The sequence below is a fragment of the Amycolatopsis sp. NPDC104819 genome (genome assembly GCF_055583145.1).
Genome location: NZ_JBVJON010000003.1, coordinates 331,981 through 350,698, shown reverse-complemented (window position 1 = coordinate 350,698; position 18,718 = coordinate 331,981). Strand labels below are relative to the sequence as shown.

Below are 18,718 nucleotides of genomic sequence, written 5' to 3'. Positions count from 1 at the left end.
CCGCATGGATGTGCACGTCGTCGATCACCCCCTCGCGAAGGCCCGGCTCTCCACGATGCGCGACGCGCGCACCGACAGCGCCGCGTTCCGGGCCGCGCTGCACGAGCTGACCGTCATGCTGGTCTACGAAGCCACGCGCGACGTGCCGGTGAAGACCGAGCGGATCCACACGCCGGTCGCGCGCACCGAGGGGTACAAGCTGGCCAGCCCGCCGCTGCTGGTCCCGGTGCTGCGGGCCGGGCTCGGCATGGCCGACCAGGCGCACAAGCTGATCCCGGACGCGCAGATGGGCTTCGTCGGCCTCGCGCGCGACGAGGAGACGCTCAAGCCGACGCCGTATCTGGAGTCGCTGCCGGAGTCGCTGGCCGACCGGCCGGTCATGGTGCTCGACCCGATGCTCGCCACCGGCGGCTCGATGGAGTACACGATCCGGCTGCTCACCGACCGCGGCGCCGCCGACGTCACGGCCATCTGCGCGCTGGCCGCGCCGGAAGGCCTGGCCCACCTGGAGAAGACCGGCCTGCCGGTCCGGGTCGTCACGGCCAGCATCGACGAGCGCCTCAACGACTCGGGCTTCATCGTCCCGGGCCTCGGCGACGCGGGTGACCGCCAGTACGGCGCTGTCTAGGGCGTTGCCGGTCCTGAGGTGGCGGTGATCGCCGCCGGGCCCGGCTGGGTCTTCAGCCAGCCGGAGGCGTTCGCGCGCAACGCCGTCTCGTACGAGCCGGTGATGTCGAACCCTTCCGGCAGGTTTCCCGTCAGCTCCAGCGAAACGAGCCCGTGCACGAACGCCCAGCAGGCGACCGCGATCGTCTCCGGGGGGATGTCCACGAACACGCCCTCGGCCACCGCCCGGCGGATGATCTCCTCGAGGGGCTTCAGGGTGTTCCTGGCCAGCTTCTCGGCGTCTTCGTTCGGCTCGAAGCCCGGCACGGACCGGGTGAACATGATCCCGTAGAGGTTCGGGTCGGCGAGGGCGCTCGCGCGGTAGGCGCTGCCGAGCGTCACGAGGTCGTCCACCGCGTTGCCGGTCAGCGGGGTGCCGGCCATCCGGGCGCCGAAACGGCGGAAGCCCTCCGTGTAGAGCGCGTTCACCAGATCGGGTTTGCTGCCGAACAGGGAGTAGACGGCGGTGGTCGACGTCCCGGCGTCGGCGGCCAGCTTGCGCAGGGAAAGGGCCTTGGGGCCGTCCTCGGCGATGAGCTCACCGGCGCGGTCGAGCAGCTTCAGCCGGAGCGCTTCGTCGTGTGTCCGTGGTCGAGCCATCTACGCAGCGTAGCGCAACGCTGTTATGAATGACCACAGCCGATGGTTGACCTGGAGTGCACTCCAGGTCGTAGTGTCGAGGTCATGAGCTACTCGATAGCGGAAGCCGCTCGACGTAGCGGGCTGTCCATCGACACCCTCCGGTACTACGAGCGCATCAAACTGCTCGACCCGCCCGCCCGCGACACCGCCGGTCGCCGGGCCTATTCGGACGAGGACCTCGGCTGGCTGGCCTTCCTGACCAAGCTGCGGACCACCGGGATGCCCATCAAGAGCATGCGCGAGTACGCGTCGCTGCGCCGTCACGGCGTCGCCAGCGCGGGCCGCCGCAAGGCGCTCCTGGTGGAGCAGCGGCGGTCGGTCGCCGAGCGGATCGCCGAGCTGCAGGGCTGCCTCGACGTCCTCGACTACAAGATCGACAACTACGCCCAGATCGAGCGCAAGGCGTTCGGTGTGGAACCCGACAGGGAGGGAATCTCCGCGTGAAGACCAGGAAGCTCGGCGGGCTGGAAGTCGGCGCCCAGGGGCTGGGCTGCATGGGGATGAGCCAGGCCTACGGCGTCTTCGACGACGAAGCCGAGTCGGTCGCGACGGTCCACCGGGCCCTCGACCTCGGCGTCACCCTGCTGGACACGGCGAACGTCTACGGACAGGGCGCCAACGAAGAGCTGGTCGGCCGCGCGATTGCGGGCCGCCGCGACGAGGTTGTGCTCGCGACGAAGTTCGGCATCGTCTGGACCGACGGTTCGATGGGCGCGCGCGGGGACGCCGAGTACGTCAAGCAGTCCTGCGACGAGTCGCTGCGGCGGCTCGGGGTCGACCACATCGACCTCTACTACCAGCACCGCGTCGACCCGGACACGCCGATCGAGGAGACCTGGGGCGCGCTGAAGTCCCTGGTGGAGGCCGGGAAGATCCGGTACGCGGGCATCTCCGAGGCGAGCGCCGCGACGATCCGGGCCGCGCACGCCGTGCACCCGGTGACGGCGCTGCAGAGCGAGTGGTCGCTGTGGACGCGCGGCCTCGAAGGCGAAATCCTCGACACGTGCCGTGAGCTCGGCATCGGCGTGGTGCCGTTCTCGCCGCTGGGCCGCGGTTTCCTCACCGGCGCGGTGACGTCGATGAAGGACCTGCCCGAGGGCGACATGCGCCGTGGCCTGCCGCGCTTCGCCGACGGCAACTTCGAGCGCAACATGGCGATCGTCGACGCGCTGCGGAAGCTCGCCGAGGAGAAGGGCGTCACCGCCGGGCAGCTCGCGCTGGCCTGGGTGCAGTCCCACGGCGACGACGTCGTCCCGATCCCGGGGACGAAGCGCCGCAAGTACCTCGAGGAGAACGTCGCGGCGGCTTCGCTGGAGCTGACGGCTTCGGACATCGCGGCCATCGAGGCGGCCGCGCCCGCCGAGGCGATCGCGGGGGAGCGTTACCCCGAACGCCTCGCCCGCGCGGCCGGCCGGTGAACACTGGCGAAATGCCGGAACAGCGCACTTTCTGAGGTGCTTCTGAAGCTTTTCTGAGATCTCCGGGGCAGGCTCGGCGCCGATCATGCGGTCGGTGCCGAGCTCCAGGAGGTCGTCGTGGCAGAGGAAGTGCTCGATTACGTGGTCGTCGGCGCGGGGCCGGCGGGGCTGCAGCTGGGGCAGGCCCTCGGCCACGCCGGACACCGGTACCTGGTGCTGGAGGCCGGTTCGGCGCCGGGCACGTTCTTCGCGACCTTCCCTCGGCACCGCACGCTCATCTCCGTCAACAAGAAGCACACCGGCTGGACCGACCCGGAGCTGAACCTCCGGATGGACTGGAACTCGATCCTCGCCGATGGGGACGACGACCCGGTCCTCTTCACGAACTACAGCGAACTGCTCTTTCCGGACGCCGAGGACCTCCTCCGCTACCTCGCCGACTACGCGGCGAAGCATCAGGTCCAGGTGCGCTACGACACCCGGGTGACGCGCATCCGCCGGGACCCGGAAAGCGCTCTCTTCGTGCTCACCGCGGGTGACGCCGAGGTCCGCGCGCACCGGCTGGTCATGGCGACCGGCGTCACGAAGCCGTTCGTCCCGCAGTTCCCCGGGGTCGAGCTGATCGACCAGTACACAGACGTCGACGTCGACCCGGACAGCTTCACCGACCAGCGGGTCCTGGTGCTGGGCAAGGGGAACTCCGCCTTCGAGACCGCGGACAACCTGATCGAGAAGGCGGCGGTCGTGCACGTCGGCGGCCCGCGGCCGGTGAAGCTCGCCTGGCGCACCCACTTCGTCGGCCACCTGCGCGCGTACAACGCCGGCATCCTCGACATGTACCAGCTCAAGCTGCAGCACGCGATCCTCGACGGGGACGTGCGCGAGGTCCGCAAGGACGCCGACGGCTACCACGTCAAGTTCTCCTTCGCCCGTACCGACGAGGTGATCAAGGAGATCCGCTACGACCGCGTGATCGGCTGCACCGGCTTCCGGTTCGACGCGTCGCTGTTCGACGAGGACTGCCGTCCGGAGCTGGTCATCGACGACCGCTTCCCGGCGCAGACGCCGGACTGGGAGTCGACGAACGTGCCCGGCCTCTACTTCGCCGGCACGATCACGCAGGTCCGCGGCTTCAAGAAGGCCACCAACCCGTTCATCCACGGCTTCCGCTACGGCGTCCGCGCGCTGTCCCGGATCCTGAACGAGCGCCACCACGAAACGCCGTGGCCGAGCACCGAGCTGCCCGCCAAACCGGACGCGCTGACCGACGCCGTGATCACCCGGATCAACCGGACTTCCGCGCTGTACCAGCAGTTCGGCTTCCTCGGCGACGTCCTCACGATCGACGGCGACACCGCGCGTTACCTCGAAGAGGTGCCGGTCGACCGCGTGCTGGCGAACCCGCCGGACGACGCCTACGTCGTCACCCTCGACTACGGGCCCGACCACGACAAGATCGACCCGTTCGACTTCGTCGCGCGGGCCGCGCAGGACAAGGCCAACGACCACGGCGAGGGCCACTACCTGCACCCGATCGTCCGGCACTACCGCCGCGGTGAGCTCGTGGCCACGCACCACGTCACCGAGAACCTCGAGAACGAATGGGACAAGGAGGTCCACGTCGGACCGCTGACCGCGTTCTTCACGCGGGAGCTGTGATGCGCACGGTCGCGGAGTTCGAGGCGGCGGCCCGGCAGCGCCTCGACCCGGTGCACTACGACTACTTCGCCGGCGGCGCGCAGGACGAGATCACGGTGGCGGAGAACGAGTCGGCGTTCAAGAAGCTGCGGCTGCTCCCGCGGGTCCTGCGCGGCAGTGACAAGCGGGACCTGAGCGTCGAGCTGCTCGGGACGTCGTCCTCGATGCCGATCCTCGTCGCGCCCACCGCGTTCCACCGGCTCGCGCACGCCGACGGTGAGCTCGCCACCGCCCGCGCGGCGGCGCGCGCGGGCACGATCATGATCGTCAGCATGGCCGCAACCACGGCGATCGAGGACGTCGCCGCGGCGGCCCGCGAGGTGACGCCGGACCCGGGCCTGTGGTTCCAGCTCTACCTGCAGCCGGACCTGGAGTTCACCGAGGCGATCGTGCGGCGGGCCGAGAACGCCGGCGTCAAGGCGTTCGTCGTCACCGTGGACTCGCCCGTGCTCGGCCGCCGCGAGCGCGACGACCGCAACAGCTTCCACGACCTGCCGTCGGGGCTGGTCGTGGAAAACCTCCGCAACATCGGCGTGAACCGCAGCGGCGGCAACGCGAGCCACGTCCGCGACATCGTCATGTCGGCCGCGCTGAACTGGGAGCACATCGCCTGGCTGCGCTCGAAGACCAAGCTGCCGGTGCTGATCAAGGGCGTCCTGCACCCGGAGGACGCACGGCTCGCGGTGCACCACGGTGTCGCCGGGATCGTCGTGTCCAACCACGGCGGCCGCCAGCTCGACACCGTGCCGGCCACGATCGACGTCCTCCCCGAGGTCGCCGCCGCGGTCGGCGGGGCGATGCCGGTGCTGCTCGACGGCGGGATCCGCCGCGGCACCGACGTCGTCAAGGCCCTCGCCCTCGGGGCGGACGCGGTCGGGGTCGGCCGTCCGATCGTGTGGGGCCTGGCCGCGGGCGGCCGTGCAGGGGTCACGCAGGTCCTGGAGCTGCTGCGCGACGACTTCGACCAGGCGCTGGCCATGTGCGGCGGGCGGCACCCCGCCGATCTCACCCCGGACCAGGTGCGGCGATGATCGGGAAAGCGCTCGCCGCCGCGGCGGTCGCCACCGCGCCGGCGTGGCTGCCCGGCCGGGTCGTCGCGCTGCGGGTGAAGATCTTCTCGCTGGTCAACGGCGAAGACACGGTGACGATCCCGGGCGAGCAGATCGGCGCGGCGGACTTCCGGCGCGTCTACGCCGACCCGGCGGCGAACGGCCGCAGCAAGGGCGCCGCGCTGTCGGACCTGTTCTGGTACTGGCTCGCGCCCGGCCCCGAGGTGCACCAGGAGCACCTCGAAGCCGGGCCGCGCTACGACGAGGTCGCCAAGTGCACCCGGCACATCCTGGTCAAGTCCAAAAAGGACTCCGAGGAGCTGACCCGGCGCGTCGCGGCGCACGTGCTGGACACCACGCGGCCCGGGCTGGTCCGGCTGCGCGACGAGATGATGCCGATCTGGGCCGAGCTCTACTACGAGCTGGTCTTCGACGAGCCGTGCCCGCCGGAGGCGCGCGACCTCATCGTGGCGAACGCCGACGACGTCGTCTCGGCGCTGAAGTGCGTGCGGCCGCGGAACATGCGCCGCCGCGCGAGGCTCACGAAGTACCTGCGAAGGCGTCTGGACGACGTCCCGCACCCGCTGCCGGAGTCGCTGACCCGCGAGGAGCAGGCCTACTACCTGCAGGGCACGTTCTTCAACACCGCCGTCGTCCAGATGTCCGAGGCGATGGCGCACCTGCTGATGATCGTCGCGCAGGACGACGAGGTGCAGCGACGCCTGGCCGGGCACCCGGACGACGACGCCTACCTGGACCAGGTGATCATGGACGGCCTGCGCACGTTCCCGCTGTTCGGGATCGCGCACCGGATCTCCACCGCCGACATCGACCTGGCGGATCTGACGATCCCGGCGGGCACCGTGCTGTGCTTCAGCTACCCGGAGTTCGCCGCGCGGACCGCAAAGGACGCCTTCATCCCGTTCGGCGTCGCGCAGAACCGCGCGTGCCCGGCGCGCGGGCTGGCCCCGCTGACCATGCGCGTGGTGGCGCGTGAGGTGCTGCGCCGGTTCAGCCTCGCCTCGACGGCCGCCCACACCCGCTCGATCCCCAACCGCGGCCCGGCGCTGCTGACCCCGCGTGGCGCCCGCTGCCGTCGCGCGCCGCTGGTCTGGCTCGCGGTGCGCGACCGCTGGGAGGACGTCTGGCGCAGCCTCGCCCAGCTCGTGTTCGGGACGTACATGGTGCTCGACGCCCGGAAGAAAGCCCTCTGCTCGACCTATTTCGCCGGAGGAAAGTCATGAGCCCGTCGGAAGCGGCACCGGTGTTCTTCCTCGCGGTGGCGGTCATCCTCGTGGTGTGCCGGGTCGTCTGCCTGGTCGCCGTGCGGCTGGGCCAGCCGCCGGTGGTGGGCGAGATGATCGCCGGCGTGCTGCTCGGCCCGTCGCTGCTTGGACTGGTGTTCCCGGCCGCGCAGACGGCGCTGTTCCCGGACGGCGTCCGCCCGCTGCTCTACGTCGGCGGCCAGATCGGCCTGGTCATCTACATGTTCGGGGCGGGATACGAGTTCAGCCTGCGCAGCATCCGCGGCTCGATGAAGTCGGTCGGCGCGGTGTCGGCGGCCGGCACCGTGGTCCCGCTGGCGCTCGGGGTCGGGGTCGCGGTGTTCGGCGCGAGCTGGGCCGGCATCGGCAAGCCCGGGGTTTCGCTGACCACGTCGGCGGCGTTCGTCGGCGTGGCGCTCGCGATCACGGCGTTCCCGATGCTCGCGCGGATCATCACCGAGCGCGGTCTCGGCGGGACGCGGTTCGGCTCGCTGGCGCTGGCCTGCGGCGCGCTCGACGACGTCCTGGCGTGGGTCCTGCTGGCCGTCGTGCTCGGCATGCACGCCGACTCGGCCGGGCCGGTGTCCATCGCCGTCGGCGGCGGGCTGCTGTTCGCGTTGCTGCTGGTGCTGGTCGGCCGCCGGGTGCTCGCGAAGGCGCTGGGCAGCGAACGGATCTCCGCGGACCAGAAGATGCTGATCACGGCGTTGACGTTGTTCGCGGCGGCGTGGTTCACCGACATCATCGGGCTGTACGCGGTGTTCGGCGCCTTCTGCGTCGGCATCGTGTTCCCGCGGGTGCCCGCGGCGGACGCCGTGCTCGCGAAGATCATGCCGATCGGGCGGATCGTGTTCCTCCCGCTGTTCTTCACCTATTCCGGCCTGAACACCCGGTTCGCGCTGCTCGCCGACCCGAAGCTGCTGCTGTTCGCGCTGCTGTGCGTCGCCGTGGCGATCATCGGCAAGTTCGGCGCGTGCTGGGGCGCGGCCCGGCTGGTGGGGGAGCCGCAGCCGGTCGCGCTGCGCGTCGGCGCGTTGATCAACGCCCGCGGGCTGATGCAGCTGATCGCGCTCAACGTCGGGCTCGCGGCGGGGATCGTTTCGCCCGCTTTGTTCACCGTGCTGGTGCTCGTCGCGCTGGTGACCACCGTCATGACCGCGCCGGTGCTCAGCTGGCTGGACCGGCGGGACGCCCGCCGGGGGAGCAACGAGGCGCTCCTGACGGCCGAGCCGGTTCCGGTCACCGGGAAAAGTTGAGGGTTCAATCCCAGAAATTCACTGCCAGTATGGACTCGTGCACGATGTGGCTGCAAAAACGAGGGTGCTGCTCGTCGAAGACGACCGGGACCTCGCGGGCATGCTCGCCGAGCTGCTCGCGGAGGAAGGCTACGAAACCGACGCCGCCCACGACGGCCAGCGGGGGCTGCACCTCGGCCTCACCGGCGAGTACGCCGTGATGATCATCGACCGCCGTCTCCCGGTGCTGGACGGGCTCGAGCTGCTCGCCCGGCTCCGGGCGCGCGCAGTGACCACCCGGGTCCTGATGCTGTCGGCGCTCGGGGAGCTCGCCGACCGCGTCCAGGGGCTCGACGCGGGGGCCGACGACTACCTCGTCAAGCCGTTCGAGGCCGAGGAGCTGCTGGCCCGGCTGCGCGCGCTAGGCCGCCGTGACCTCGAAGGCGCGGAGTGCCTGCCACTCGGCGCGGCGGCGCTCGACCTGCAGCGGCACGAGGTCGTCCTGCCCCGGGGGGAGCGGATCACGTTGTCCGGGCGCGAGTTCGAGCTGCTGCGGGCGCTGGCGCAGCGGCCGAAGGCGATCCACCCGCGGGCGGCGCTGCGCACGCGGGTCTTCGCCGACTCGACCGGTGAGTCCATTGTGGACACCTACGTCTACTACCTGCGGCGCAAGCTCGGCCGGGACGTCGTCCGGACGGTGCACGGGCTCGGTTACCAGATCGGCGCGGTGTGAGACCCCGCGGCGACCCGGAGGAGCGCGCGCTGCGGCGGGCGCGGTGGGCGATCACCGCGCAGATCGCCGTGGTCGTTTCGCTGCTGGTGGCGGTGGCGGGCGGGATCGCGTACGGGATGTTGCTGTCCGGTCAGCACGCCGACGCCGACCGGACGCTGGCCCGGACGATCGAGCTGGGCCCGGCCACCACCCCGCCCGGCTGCGTCTGGCTGTTCACGCCGGCGCTGCACGCGCCCGCGGGCCGGCCGCCGGCGGGGATGCCGATTCCGGCGTTGACCGCTTTGACGCCTTCGCCCGGCGACGTCCACACGGAACGGCGGCAGATCGGCGCGATGACGTACACGATCCGCGTGGAGAACCGCGGCGGTGTCGTCTCGGAGGCGTTCTTCGAGGAGCTGTACCAGATCCAGGACCGCTCGTCGCTGTTGTTCGGGCTCGGCGTCGCGGAGCTGCTCGCGCTGGTCGCGGCGGTGCTGTGCGGGCGCGTGCTGGCCTGCCGGGCGATCCGGCCGCTGGCCGATGCGCTGCGGCGGCAGCGGACGTTCGTCGCGGACGCGTCCCACGAGCTGCGCGCGCCCCTGACCCGGCTGCACACCCGCGCCCAGCTGCTGGCCCGGCGCGCGTCCGGACGCGACGCGGACGACCTCGACCAGCTGGTGCGCGGCACGCGGGAGCTCGGCGAAGTCGTCGAGGACCTGCTGTTGTCGGCGCGGGCGTGCGCCCGGCCGGAGTTCGTGCCGGTCGAGCTGGGGGTGCTGGCGGAGGAAGCGGTCGCGGCGGAGGCGGTCCGCGCGGGGGAGGGCCGGGTCCGGCTGGCGGTGACCCGGGAGCGGCGCCCGTACGTCGTCCAGGGCGTGCCGACGGCGTTGCGGCGGGTGCTTTCGGCGTTGCTGGACAACGCGCTCGGCCACACCCCGCCGGGCGGCTCGATCGAGGTCTGGCTGGGTGTCCCGGACGAGCAGCACGTGGAGCTGCGGATCCGCGACACCGGAGTGGGCTTTCCGTCAGCCGACGCGGAACGGATCTTCGAGCGTTTCGCCCGAGGTTCCGACGGCGACGGCCGCCGCTTCGGCCTCGGCCTGGCCTTGGTCCGCGAGGTGGTGACGGGCCACGGCGGCACGATCGCGGCCGCGGGCCGTCCCGGCGACGGAGCCACGTTCACCCTCCGGCTCCTGCGCGCCGATCTCGCGTGATCAGCCCCGCAACTCGCGAGTTCCGGCTCTGGTCACGCGCGGTATCTCGCGGAACCCAGGAGGAAACGGATTCCGCGGGCCCGGGCCGGGTCGAGGTGGTCGCACGCGGCCTCGATCTCGGCCCGCAGCCGGGCCGTCGGTTTGGTGTAGACGCCGGCCATGTGCTGGCGGCAGGCGTGCAGGTCCTGCTCGGCGTCGGCGCCCAGGTCGGCGTCGGCCAGCAGGGTGAGGTCCGTGTGCAGGCGCAGCTAGGTGTCGCGGTCGCGCAGCAACGCCGCGGCGGCCCGGCGGGTGTGGACCGGCCGTCCCGGCGCCAGCAGGTCCCGCAGCGCGGGCTCGCCGACCAGCGCGGGCTTGCCGCGCAGGAACTCCACGACCTGCCGGGTCACCGCGGGGGACGGATCGGTCAGCAACGGCGCGACCGCCGCCGACTCCGGGGCGATCCGGCGCAGGCCGCGCACGGCCACCCGCCGGATCCGCGGGCGGTCGTCGGTGAGCAGGCCCGCCAGCAGCCCGGCGTCGGCGGCGGTGCCCGTCTCGCCGAGCCCGGCGAGCATGCCGAACGACACCGGCATGGTGCGGTAGCGCGCGGCCGGATCACCGCCGGCCTTGAGCACCAGGGCCTGCGCCATCGAGCGGACCGCCGACGTCCGGTCGGCCAGGTGCGCCTCCGCGTCGCCGGCCATGGTGAGCGCCCGCATCCGGACCTTCGGCGGCCCACCCGCCAGCAGCTCCTCGACGCATTCGCCGCGGTCGAGCAGCGCGTTGCCGCACACCGCGCGGACGACGAAGTCCCGGTCCCGCAGGGAAATGTCCAGCAGCCGCTCGCGCGAAAGGAGCCCGATCGCTTCGTGGTGCGCCCAGCGACGGCTCTCCCTGTCCTCCAAAGTCAGCGCGGCATCGAGCGAGCCGGCCAAGATTTGGCGGAAGAGCGTCACCGCCCAGTCGTCGACCTGGCGCCGGCCCAGTACGGCGATCAGCGGAAGCATCGACCGCGTGGCCGCCGGATCCAATTTGGCCAGCGCGGCCGCGCGGGCCGCCTCCCGGACCGGCCGGACCCAGTCGACGCAGCGGACCAGCAAGAGGGGGAGTGCCTCGGGATCCGTGCTGTGGGCGAGCCGCTCGACGGCGGCTTGGCGCAGGTGGCCGTTGCCGTGGCAGGCGGCCTCGGCCAGCACCTCCCGCGGCGGCCGGCGCCCCAGCTCACGCACCCCGGGCAGGCCGGTGGGCCGCCACCAGCGCCGCACGGCGAGGTCGTAGGCCACCCACTCGCGCACATCCCCCGCAACGAGGGCACGCAGGCTCGCGGCGGTCAGTGGTTCTTCGTACATCGGCATCCCCCTCGGCGCTCAGGATGCCTGTGCGCCGAGGGGGCGTCGAACCGATTTCAGGCCAGCAGCGCCTGGACCGCCGCCGGGGCCTCCGCGACGGCGACCGGGTTCTGCTCCCGCGTCGCGAGGCTGCGCACCGTCACGTTCCCGGCCGCCCAGTCCTCCTGGCCGACGATCACCACTGCGGCCGCGCCCGCCTTGTCCGCGCGGGTGAGCTCCTTGCCCAGCTTGCGGTGCTCGATCGGGGTCGACGTCCGGAGCCCCGCGGCGCGCAGGGACGCCGCCACCGAGCGGGCCGCGTCCGAGAGGTCTTCGGTCACCGGGATCACCATGACGTCGACCTCGCTGCGCGGCGCCGGGGTGAGGCCGTGCGTCTCGAGGAAGTCGATCAGCGTGACGTCGCCCATGCCGAACCCGATGCCCGGGATCTGCTGCGGGGTGAACATCGACGCGAGGTCGCTGTAGCGGCCGCCGCCGAAGAGGGCCCGGCGGTTCTCCGGTGCGGTGTCGAAGACCTCGAACACGGTCGACGTGTAGTACGCCAGCCCGCGCACGATGATCGGCTCGTACTTCACCAGCGAACCCGCGCTGCTGTTCAGCACCTTCACCAGGTTCGACTGCTCCCGCACCTCGGCGGGCAGCTCGTCGAGCAGCGCCTCGCCCATGTCGAGCGTCTCGGCCAGCTTCACGAACTGCTTGTCCGACAGCCCGATCTCGGCCGCGCCCTCGGCCAGCTTCTCGCGGGGGTACTTCTCCCAGCGGTCGACCAGCGCGAACACCTGGGAGAGGTGGTCCTCCGACACCCCGGCGACGTCGGTGAGCGCCGACGTCAGCAGGTTCCGGTCGTTGACGCGCAGCACGAACATGTCCGGGGTCGCGCCGAGCGCGGCCATCATGTCGTGCACCAGCTCGAAGATCTCGATCTCACAGTTGGCGCTGTCCGAGCCGAAGATGTCCGCGTTGATCTGCCAGTGCTCGCGCACCCGGCCGCGCTGCGGCGCCTCGTACCGGTGGCAGTTCGGGTGGCTGTACCAGCGCACCGGGAACGACAGCGACTTCGCGCTCCCGGCGACCATCCGCGCCACCGACGGCGTCATCTCCGGACGCAGTGCCAGCCGCCGCCCGCCCTTGTCGGTGAGCGTGTACAGCTGCTTGTCCGCCAGCTCCTGGCCGGACTTGCGCTCGTAGATCTCGGCGGACTCGAGGATCGGGCCGTCGTAGCGCAGGAAGCCACGGCGCTCGAGGACGTCGTAGAGATGACCGAACACCTGCGTCCGGACGGACATTTCGGCGGGCAGGAAGTCCCGGGTCCCCTTGTAGGGCGCGGTCGGCAGGTATTCAGGCACGTCACCCAGCTTAACGACCGGCGCTCAGGCGAAGGCGACCCCGTACGCCGTGAGCAGCGTGGCGCCGGCCAGGAGCACCGCGCCGGCGGACGTCACGCGGCCGCCGAGCCTGCCCTTGTTCGGGATCAGGTGCACGAAGAACCCGCCGGACTGGGCGAGCACCCCGAACAGCAGCAGGAAGCAGGCGATCCACAACGTCGTGTCGGACAGCGTGGTGCGGCTGAGGATCTGCAGCGCGACCAGGGCGAGGATCAGCAGGACGCCGGCGTGCGCGTGGCCGGCGCGGAACATCGCGCGCTGGTGTTCGGTGAGCTTCCGGTCGCGCATGACGCCCATCAGCGCGTAACCGCCGTACATCACGGTCGGCAGCGAGACCAGGGCGATCACCGTGAACAGCTGGGTGGGTCCGTGCATCGGGGGACTCCTTCTCCGGGGTGGGCAGACCTACGGTAACACTGTTTTAAAACGGTGTCACCAAACCAGGCATTCCCCGATCGTGGAATCAGGCGGAGCGGCCCTGGGCCAGCACCAGCAGCGGGTTCCGAAGCGCGGCGAGCGACGCCAGCGGGTCACCCTCGACGACCAGGACGTCCGCCGCGAGCCCGGCTTCCAGCCGTCCGGTCACGGCGCCGAGGCCGAGCCCGGCCGCGCTGTCCTCGGTCGCGATCTCCAGGATCCGCCGCCGCGGGAAGCCGAGCCATTCGTACAGCTCCAGGGCGCCGACCGGGTCGTCGAACACTGACCCCGGCAGCCCGGCGTCGGTGCCCGCGAGCAGCCGGACGCCGTGCTCCTCCAGCCACGGCAGCCGCCCGTACATCGCCTCCGCGGCGGAGTCGCCCAGCTTCTCGACGATCATCCGCCAGTTGCGGCTGCTCGTCGAACACGCCGAAATCCCGTCGGCCGCCATCCGCTTGGCCACGTCGGCACGGCGGTCGAACGTCCGCGGCCCGGTCAGGAAGCTGCAGTGCTCGACCGTCGAGACGCCCGCCTCGACCGCGGCCGAGATCGCGTCCGCGCCGTGGGCGTGCGCCGCCACCGGCAGTCCGTGCGACGCCGCGTGCTCGACGATCAGGGCCAGCTGCCGGGTGTCGAACTGCGACTCCCACATGTCCGCGCCGCCCTCGGTGATCTGGCCGCCGCTGGCCATCACCTTGATCACGTCCGCGCCGGCCGCCGCGTTCTCGTCGATCCGCGCGCGGATGTCGCTGTCGGACGCGGTTTCGCCGCCGAAGAAGTGGCAATGCCCGCCCGGCACGGTGATCGGCGGCCCCGACACGAGCAGCCGCGGCGCGGCCGAGCCCGCGAACGACCGGCGCACGGCCGCGCCGAGGTGGTCGCGGTCGCCGAGGTCACGCACCGTCGTGACCCCGCTGGCCAGCATCGACGACAGCCGCGTGCGCGCGCCCTCGAGCGGGTCCGGGGCGTCCTCGAAGTGCGCCAGCATCTCGCGGGAGGCGTCAAAAGCCAGGTGCGCGTGGACGTTGAACAGTCCGGCCAGCGCCGTCCCGGTGGGGAAGTCGTGCCGGACGGCGCCGGGCGCCTGCGCGAGCACGTCCGCGCGCGGGCCCACCGCGGCGAGCACGCCGTCGCGCACCAGCACGCCGCCGTCCTCGATCGGGGTCGACGGCCGTGGCAGCACCCGGCCCGCGGTGATCACGACGTCCACGTCACGCCCCGTTCTCCATCGCGGCCGACAGCGCGAGCAGCGGCCGGACGTCGGATTCGATGTCGTCCGCCCGGGCGGGCAGGACCTGCTTGGCGCGGCCGTCCATCTCCTCGCCCGCCGCGTGCCGCCGCAGCGCCGTCTTCAACGCGGCCGCCGCGGCGCCGGGATCGGCGGCGACCACCTCGCCGAAGTCCGCGTCCAGGTAGGGCGAGAGCTGCACGAGGCCGTCGCGGATCTCGATCACCCGGCGGTAGTAGACGCGGTGGATGCTGCGCGGGGACAGCAGCTCCGTGCGCCGGCGCGGCGGGGTCCGCAGCACGATGCTGGGGAACGCCTGCACCAGGACTGTCCACAACGGACCCAGCGCCTGGTGCTCGCGCCGGTGCTGCCGCCGGCGCCGCAGCGCCGAGACCCGCGCCCGCACACCGGGGTAGGTGACGCCGACCAGGAACAGCAGGCCGCCGACGATCACGAACGGCACGCCGAGCAGCAGCAGGATCTTCACGACCGGGCCGAACGCCCACGCCACCACGATGTACAGCGCGCGGAAGACGCTGCCCACCGCCGCGCTGGCCAGGCCGACCGCACCCAGCTTCAGCCCGATCCGCAGGTCGCGGTCGGCCACCCGCAGGTACCGGACGATCCACGCGGTGCAGGCGATGAGCCCGTAGATCAGGTAGAGACCGGCGCCGAGGTAGAACAGCGCGACCCCGCTGTCGTGGATGGTCGACGGCCCGAGCGGCAGCCCGCGCAGCTCCGGCGGGGTCAGGTCCATCGCGACGACCATCAGCGTGATCGCCGCGCCCAGCGGGACCAGCTCGGCGACCACCCGGCCGTAGCGGCGGACGGGGCCCAGTGCCGAGCCGAGGAAGAAGATCACCAGCGCGCAGACCGCGCACGCCAGCAGCGCGTTGTTCGCCACGCGCGCCGCGCCGAGGCCGAGGAGCGCGTCGACCTCGTCGGAGAGCACCGGCTGCTGCAGCAGGAAGGCCAGCGCGAAGCCGGCGACGCACGCGGTGACGGCCCAGTTCGGCACCGTCGGCGCGCGCTGCACCTGGTAGATCCGCCACGCGAGCGCGACGGCGAACAGCACCAGCGCGATCAAGTTGACTGGGCTGAAAAGTGTGCTCACAACCACCCTTGGTGATCGCCGAGCGCCCCCTGGATCCGGCGGAGATCCCGGTCAGCGGCGCGCCGGGGGATCGTGTAGTTCAGGACGGACGCCCACTCGAGGATGATCGTCGCGACCGTTTCGGCTTCCCACTCGTGCGCGTCATCGTAGGACGAACGACGCAGTGCGCGGTGTACGGCATCCGGGTCAAGATCGGGAGCCGGGCCGCGCAGGAAGTCGGCGGGCTCGGCGTCGCCGTGCGGGTGGTGGTCGGCCAGCATGTGGCCGAGCTCGTGCAGGATGATGTGGTCTTGGTGCGACTTGGTCGTTTCGGCCTGGTAGAAGATGTAGTCGGCCGACGACGTCGCGATCCAGCAGCCGAACGGCCCCGGCACCTCCAGCGGGTACGCCATCAGCCGGATCGGTTTCCCGCGCTGCTCGCCCAGCCGCGCGCACAGCACCTCGACGTCCAGCGGCGGCCCGATGTCCAGCTGCTTCAGCAGCTTCCGGCAGCGGCGGCGCAGCTCGCGTTCCTTCATCGCGGTGCGTCCTCCGGGTTCCGGCCCTCGCGTTCGGCCCGCTCGTAGCGTTCGACCAGCTCCAGCAGGTCCATCACCTGACGGCGGCCCTGCGGGGACAGCTCCTGCGCGCGCATCGCCATCAGCTGCACTTCGCCGGCCGGCGCCGCCGCGGCCTCTTCGTCGAAGAAGTACGTCACGGGCACCCCGAACAGTCTCGCCAGCGCCTCGACGTAGTGGATCTTCGGGTTCACCCGCTTGCCCGTCGCGAGCTGCTGCAGGTAGGCGGGCGACATCGCCGGACCCCCCGCGCGCTCGACGGCGGCCGAGATCTCCCGGTAGCTGTGCGGCGCACGGCCGTCCACCCGAGCTGCCTCGATCAGGGTGCTCAGGCGCTCCGCGAAGGTGCGTTCCCGTGCCATACCCGCCCCCTAGGTTTCCACTGTGAAAATTCTAGCCGGGAAACCACTGTACGCACATGTTGACAGATATCGTATGCAGTGGTTTACAGTTGGCTCGCCTCTCGCCGGGCGATCCGTACCCTGGGGGTGTACGGAACCAGCCCGGCGAGAGGTTGTCCTGCCCGCCGACTCGTCATGATCGGCCGTCTGTAGTACGCTTGGGGGACCAAGGTCGAACGCCCTCGCGGCGATCCCTTGGTCACGGCCTGTTGCCGGAGGTCGACCCCCAGGGCTTCCGGTGACAGGCCCCTTACTTTTTTTCCGGGGTCCTCAAGCCATCAGCGTCGCGGCCAGCGTGCCGCCCAGCTCGGTGCACGCCGCCAGCGCTTTTTTGTCCGGCTCACCCGTCACGACCACCGGGTTCGCGGCCTTTTCCCAGGCCAGCCCCGTGGTGATGGCCAGCAGCTGGCGTTCCGTGCCCGCCGTGTCGCTGTTGCCGTGGATCCAGTACCCGAACGGGCGACCCCGCGTCGAGTCCAGGCAGGGGTAGTAGACCGTGTCGAAGAAGTGCTTCAACGCGCCGCTCATGCTGCCGAGGTTGGCCGGCGTGCCCAGCAGGTAGCCGTCGGCTTCGAGCACGTCGGAAGAAGTGGCCGCCAGCGCCGCCCGGCGGACCACCTCCACCCCTTCGATGTCCGGGTGCGTCGCGCCGGCCAGCACCGCTTCGAACAGCGCCTGCGTCGAGGGTGACGGCGTGTGGTGCACGACCAGCAGCCTCGGCATCAGGCGAGCAGCCCCTCGACCTCGGCCCGCAGCCCCGTCAGCCGCTCCCGCGCCGCGGCCCGCGCGTCCGCCAGCGAGTCCGTCACCGGCGCGACGACCTGCAGGTACGCCTTCAGTTTCGGCTCGGTGCCGGACGGCCGCACGACAACCCGCACCCCCTCGCCGGTCAGGCGCAGCACGTCCGCGTCGGGCAGCAGGTCCTCCAGCGCCACGTCGACGCCGCCGAGCCGTGACGGCGGGGTCTCGCGCACCTTCGTCATCAGCCGGCCGCGGACCGAGAGGTCGGTGACCCGCAGCGAAACCTGGTCGGTCAGGTAGACGCCGTGGCGCTGGGCCAGCTCGTCGAGGACGTCCAGCGGGGTGCGGCCGCCGGCCTTCAGCCGCGCGGTGAGCCCGGCCGCGAGCGTGGCGGCGGCGATGCCGTCCTTGTCGCGGACGAACCCGGGGTTGACGCACAGGCCGAGCGCCTCTTCGTAGGCGAAGACGAGCCCCTCGCCGGCGCGGACCAGCCACTTGAACCCGGTCAGCGTCTCGGCGTACCGCGCGCCTTCGGCCTTCGCGATCTCGCCCAGCATCGACGACGACACGATCGTCGTGGCCACCAGCGGGTCCGGCAGCAGCGTCCGGTCCATTGTGGACAGCACGGTCGAGCCCAGCAGCACGCCGGTCTCGTCGCCGCGCAGCATCCGCCAGGAGCCGTCCCGCTCCCGCACGCCCAGCGCGCAGCGGTCGGCGTCCGGGTCGAGCGCGATGGCCAGGTCGGCGTCCACATCGGACGCCAGCGCCAGCAGCAGGTCCGTCGCGCCCGGCTCTTCCGGGTTCGGGAAGGACACCGTCGGGAAGTCGGGGTCCGGGGACGCCTGGGCGGCCACCAGGTGCAGGTCGGTGAACCCGGCCCGCTCGAACGCCGCGCGCAGCGTGTCGGCTCCGACACCGTGCAACGCCGTCGCGGCCACGCGCACCGCGCGCTCCTGGCCCAGCGGCAGGGCCGCGACCTCGGCCAGGTAGCTGTCGAGCAGGTCGACGACCTGCTCGCCCGGCTCGCGCGGCACGCTCACCGCGGCGGGCGCGGCCTGGATGGCGCGCTCGATCTCGCCGTCGGACGGCGGCACGATCTGCCCGCCGGTCGCGTCGTAGAGCTTGTACCCGTTGTCCGCCGGGGGGTTGTGCGACGCGGTGATCTGGATCCCGGCCACCGCGCCGAGCCGCCCGACGGCGAACGCGAGCACCGGGGTCGGCAACGGCTTCGGGAACACCTTGACGGCAAACCCGGCGGCGGTGAGCACCTCGGCGGCCGCGGTCGCGAAGGCTTCCGAGCCGTGGCGCGCGTCCCGGCCGACGACGACCAGCGCGCCGGCGTGCCCGTGGGCCGTCAGCCACTGCGCCACCCCGGCGGTCGTGCGGGTGACCACGGCGACGTTCATCCCGTTCGGCCCCGCGCGCACCGGCCCGCGCAGCCCCGCGGTGCCGAACTCCAGCGGCCCCGCCATCCGGTCGGCCAGCTCCTCGGCCGCGCCGGGCTCCCCGCCCAGCGCCCGGGCGAGCACGTCCTGCAGCTCGGCGCGGGCGGCGTCGTCCGGGTCGTCGGCGATCCAGCGGTAGGCGGCGTCCCGCAGCGTGGAGGTCACAGTCACCGCGCCAGCCTACGGGCTAGGGTCGGGGG

The 18,718-nt window shown here is 71.9% G+C and carries 20 protein-coding genes; 9 read left to right on the top strand and 11 right to left on the bottom strand.

Annotated elements, in window-relative coordinates; translation table 11 throughout:
• Positions 1–4: 4 nt before the first annotated feature.
• Complete coding sequence (gene upp, locus ACZ63E_RS10780) at positions 5–628, top strand: uracil phosphoribosyltransferase (protein WP_465309015.1); 624 nt, start codon at positions 5–7, stop codon at positions 626–628.
• On the opposite strand, the gene ACZ63E_RS10775 is transcribed toward upp, so the two are convergent.
• Positions 625–1,266, bottom strand: coding sequence for a TetR/AcrR family transcriptional regulator (locus tag ACZ63E_RS10775; protein ID WP_465335806.1), 642 nt, complete (start codon positions 1,264–1,266; stop codon positions 625–627). The genes upp and ACZ63E_RS10775 overlap by 4 nt on opposite strands.
• Positions 1,267–1,350: 84 nt before the next feature.
• Here ACZ63E_RS10775 and ACZ63E_RS10770 point away from each other — a divergent pair, with 84 nt between their 5' ends.
• The 8 genes from ACZ63E_RS10770 to ACZ63E_RS10735 all read left to right on the top strand — a co-directional run bounded on the left by ACZ63E_RS10770 (position 1,351) and on the right by ACZ63E_RS10735 (position 9,899).
• On the top strand, positions 1,351–1,752 hold the full coding sequence (locus ACZ63E_RS10770; protein WP_465335805.1) for a MerR family transcriptional regulator: 402 nt from the start codon (positions 1,351–1,353) through the stop codon (positions 1,750–1,752).
• A gap of 50 nt (positions 1,753–1,802) precedes the next feature.
• A complete protein-coding gene (locus ACZ63E_RS10765) occupies positions 1,803–2,726 on the top strand; it encodes an aldo/keto reductase (RefSeq protein ID WP_465336099.1) in 924 nt (307 codons plus the stop codon).
• Between the two features lie 117 nt (positions 2,727–2,843).
• On the top strand, positions 2,844–4,385 hold the full coding sequence (locus tag ACZ63E_RS10760) for an NAD(P)-binding domain-containing protein (protein WP_465335804.1): 1,542 nt from the start codon (positions 2,844–2,846) through the stop codon (positions 4,383–4,385).
• Positions 4,385–5,455: an alpha-hydroxy acid oxidase gene (locus ACZ63E_RS10755; protein ID WP_465335803.1), complete on the top strand. Its 1,071-nt coding sequence runs from the start codon at positions 4,385–4,387 to the stop codon at positions 5,453–5,455. Before ACZ63E_RS10760 ends, ACZ63E_RS10755 begins: the two co-directional genes overlap by 1 nt.
• Positions 5,452–6,717: a cytochrome P450 gene (locus ACZ63E_RS10750; protein ID WP_465335802.1), complete on the top strand. Its 1,266-nt coding sequence runs from the start codon at positions 5,452–5,454 to the stop codon at positions 6,715–6,717. Before ACZ63E_RS10755 ends, ACZ63E_RS10750 begins: the two co-directional genes overlap by 4 nt.
• Positions 6,714–7,994 carry a cation:proton antiporter gene (locus ACZ63E_RS10745; protein WP_465335801.1) on the top strand — a complete coding sequence of 427 codons (1,281 nt, stop codon included), beginning with the start codon at positions 6,714–6,716 and terminating at the stop codon, positions 7,992–7,994. The genes ACZ63E_RS10750 and ACZ63E_RS10745 overlap by 4 nt, the downstream gene beginning before the upstream one ends.
• A 64-nt stretch (positions 7,995–8,058) precedes the next feature.
• On the top strand, positions 8,059–8,706 hold the full coding sequence (locus ACZ63E_RS10740) for a response regulator transcription factor (RefSeq protein WP_465336098.1): 648 nt from the start codon (positions 8,059–8,061) through the stop codon (positions 8,704–8,706).
• On the top strand, positions 8,703–9,899 hold the full coding sequence (locus tag ACZ63E_RS10735) for a sensor histidine kinase (RefSeq protein WP_465335800.1): 1,197 nt from the start codon (positions 8,703–8,705) through the stop codon (positions 9,897–9,899). The genes ACZ63E_RS10740 and ACZ63E_RS10735 overlap by 4 nt, the downstream gene beginning before the upstream one ends.
• Before the next feature lie 32 nt (positions 9,900–9,931).
• Here the strand turns inward: ACZ63E_RS10735 and ACZ63E_RS10730 are convergent, their stop codons facing one another.
• The 10 genes from ACZ63E_RS10730 to ACZ63E_RS10685 form a co-directional block, all read right to left on the bottom strand.
• Complete coding sequence (locus tag ACZ63E_RS10730; protein WP_465335799.1) at positions 9,932–10,060, bottom strand: hypothetical protein; 129 nt, start codon at positions 10,058–10,060, stop codon at positions 9,932–9,934.
• Positions 10,061–10,147: 87 nt separating this feature from the next.
• Positions 10,148–11,230, bottom strand: coding sequence for a HEAT repeat domain-containing protein (locus ACZ63E_RS10725; protein ID WP_465335798.1), 1,083 nt, complete (start codon positions 11,228–11,230; stop codon positions 10,148–10,150).
• 56 nt (positions 11,231–11,286) lie between these two features.
• Positions 11,287–12,576, bottom strand: coding sequence for a histidine--tRNA ligase (gene hisS, locus ACZ63E_RS10720; protein WP_465335797.1), 1,290 nt, complete (start codon positions 12,574–12,576; stop codon positions 11,287–11,289).
• A gap of 24 nt (positions 12,577–12,600) precedes the next feature.
• Positions 12,601–12,990, bottom strand: coding sequence for a hypothetical protein (locus ACZ63E_RS10715; protein WP_465335796.1), 390 nt, complete (start codon positions 12,988–12,990; stop codon positions 12,601–12,603).
• 88 nt (positions 12,991–13,078) lie between these two features.
• Positions 13,079–14,242: an amidohydrolase family protein gene (locus ACZ63E_RS10710; protein ID WP_465335795.1), complete on the bottom strand. Its 1,164-nt coding sequence runs from the start codon at positions 14,240–14,242 to the stop codon at positions 13,079–13,081.
• 1 nt (position 14,243) lies between these two features.
• Positions 14,244–15,374, bottom strand: coding sequence for an MAB_1171c family putative transporter (locus ACZ63E_RS10705; RefSeq protein ID WP_465335794.1), 1,131 nt, complete (start codon positions 15,372–15,374; stop codon positions 14,244–14,246).
• Positions 15,371–15,892 (bottom strand): hypothetical protein, encoded by a 522-nt coding sequence (locus ACZ63E_RS10700; RefSeq protein ID WP_285455959.1) that lies wholly within the window; start codon positions 15,890–15,892, stop codon positions 15,371–15,373. The genes ACZ63E_RS10705 and ACZ63E_RS10700 overlap by 4 nt, the downstream gene beginning before the upstream one ends.
• Positions 15,889–16,293: an XRE family transcriptional regulator gene (locus ACZ63E_RS10695; protein ID WP_465335793.1), complete on the bottom strand. Its 405-nt coding sequence runs from the start codon at positions 16,291–16,293 to the stop codon at positions 15,889–15,891. Before ACZ63E_RS10695 ends, ACZ63E_RS10700 begins: the two co-directional genes overlap by 4 nt.
• Before the next feature lie 309 nt (positions 16,294–16,602).
• Entirely contained in the window at positions 16,603–17,055 is a 453-nt protein-coding gene (locus ACZ63E_RS10690; protein WP_465335792.1) for a flavodoxin family protein, read from the bottom strand.
• Positions 17,055–18,689 (bottom strand): phospho-sugar mutase, encoded by a 1,635-nt coding sequence (locus ACZ63E_RS10685; protein ID WP_465335791.1) that lies wholly within the window; start codon positions 18,687–18,689, stop codon positions 17,055–17,057. Before ACZ63E_RS10685 ends, ACZ63E_RS10690 begins: the two co-directional genes overlap by 1 nt.
• Positions 18,690–18,718: the final 29 nt, after the last annotated feature.

What these genes read in the sequence shown, in the direction of transcription:
- ACZ63E_RS10695 (WP_465335793.1), bottom strand. Translation starts at nt 16,293, where the DNA reads ATGGCACGGGAACGCACCTTCGCGGAGCGCCTGAGCACCCTGATCGAG.
- ACZ63E_RS10690 (WP_465335792.1), bottom strand. Translation starts at nt 17,055, where the DNA reads ATGCCGAGGCTGCTGGTCGTGCACCACACGCCGTCACCCTCGACGCAG.
- upp (WP_465309015.1), top strand. Translation starts at nt 5, where the DNA reads ATGGATGTGCACGTCGTCGATCACCCCCTCGCGAAGGCCCGGCTCTCC.
- ACZ63E_RS10715 (WP_465335796.1), bottom strand. Translation starts at nt 12,990, where the DNA reads ATGCACGGACCCACCCAGCTGTTCACGGTGATCGCCCTGGTCTCGCTG.
- ACZ63E_RS10700 (WP_285455959.1), bottom strand. Translation starts at nt 15,892, where the DNA reads ATGAAGGAACGCGAGCTGCGCCGCCGCTGCCGGAAGCTGCTGAAGCAG.
- ACZ63E_RS10725 (WP_465335798.1), bottom strand. Translation starts at nt 11,230, where the DNA reads ATGTACGAAGAACCACTGACCGCCGCGAGCCTGCGTGCCCTCGTTGCG.
- ACZ63E_RS10770 (WP_465335805.1), top strand. Translation starts at nt 1,351, where the DNA reads ATGAGCTACTCGATAGCGGAAGCCGCTCGACGTAGCGGGCTGTCCATC.
- ACZ63E_RS10745 (WP_465335801.1), top strand. Translation starts at nt 6,714, where the DNA reads ATGAGCCCGTCGGAAGCGGCACCGGTGTTCTTCCTCGCGGTGGCGGTC.
- ACZ63E_RS10730 (WP_465335799.1), bottom strand. Translation starts at nt 10,060, where the DNA reads ATGGCCGGCGTCTACACCAAACCGACGGCCCGGCTGCGGGCCGAGATC.
- ACZ63E_RS10775 (WP_465335806.1), bottom strand. Translation starts at nt 1,266, where the DNA reads ATGGCTCGACCACGGACACACGACGAAGCGCTCCGGCTGAAGCTGCTC.
- ACZ63E_RS10755 (WP_465335803.1), top strand. Translation starts at nt 4,385, where the DNA reads ATGCGCACGGTCGCGGAGTTCGAGGCGGCGGCCCGGCAGCGCCTCGAC.
- ACZ63E_RS10750 (WP_465335802.1), top strand. Translation starts at nt 5,452, where the DNA reads ATGATCGGGAAAGCGCTCGCCGCCGCGGCGGTCGCCACCGCGCCGGCG.
- ACZ63E_RS10765 (WP_465336099.1), top strand. Translation starts at nt 1,803, where the DNA reads ATGGGGATGAGCCAGGCCTACGGCGTCTTCGACGACGAAGCCGAGTCG.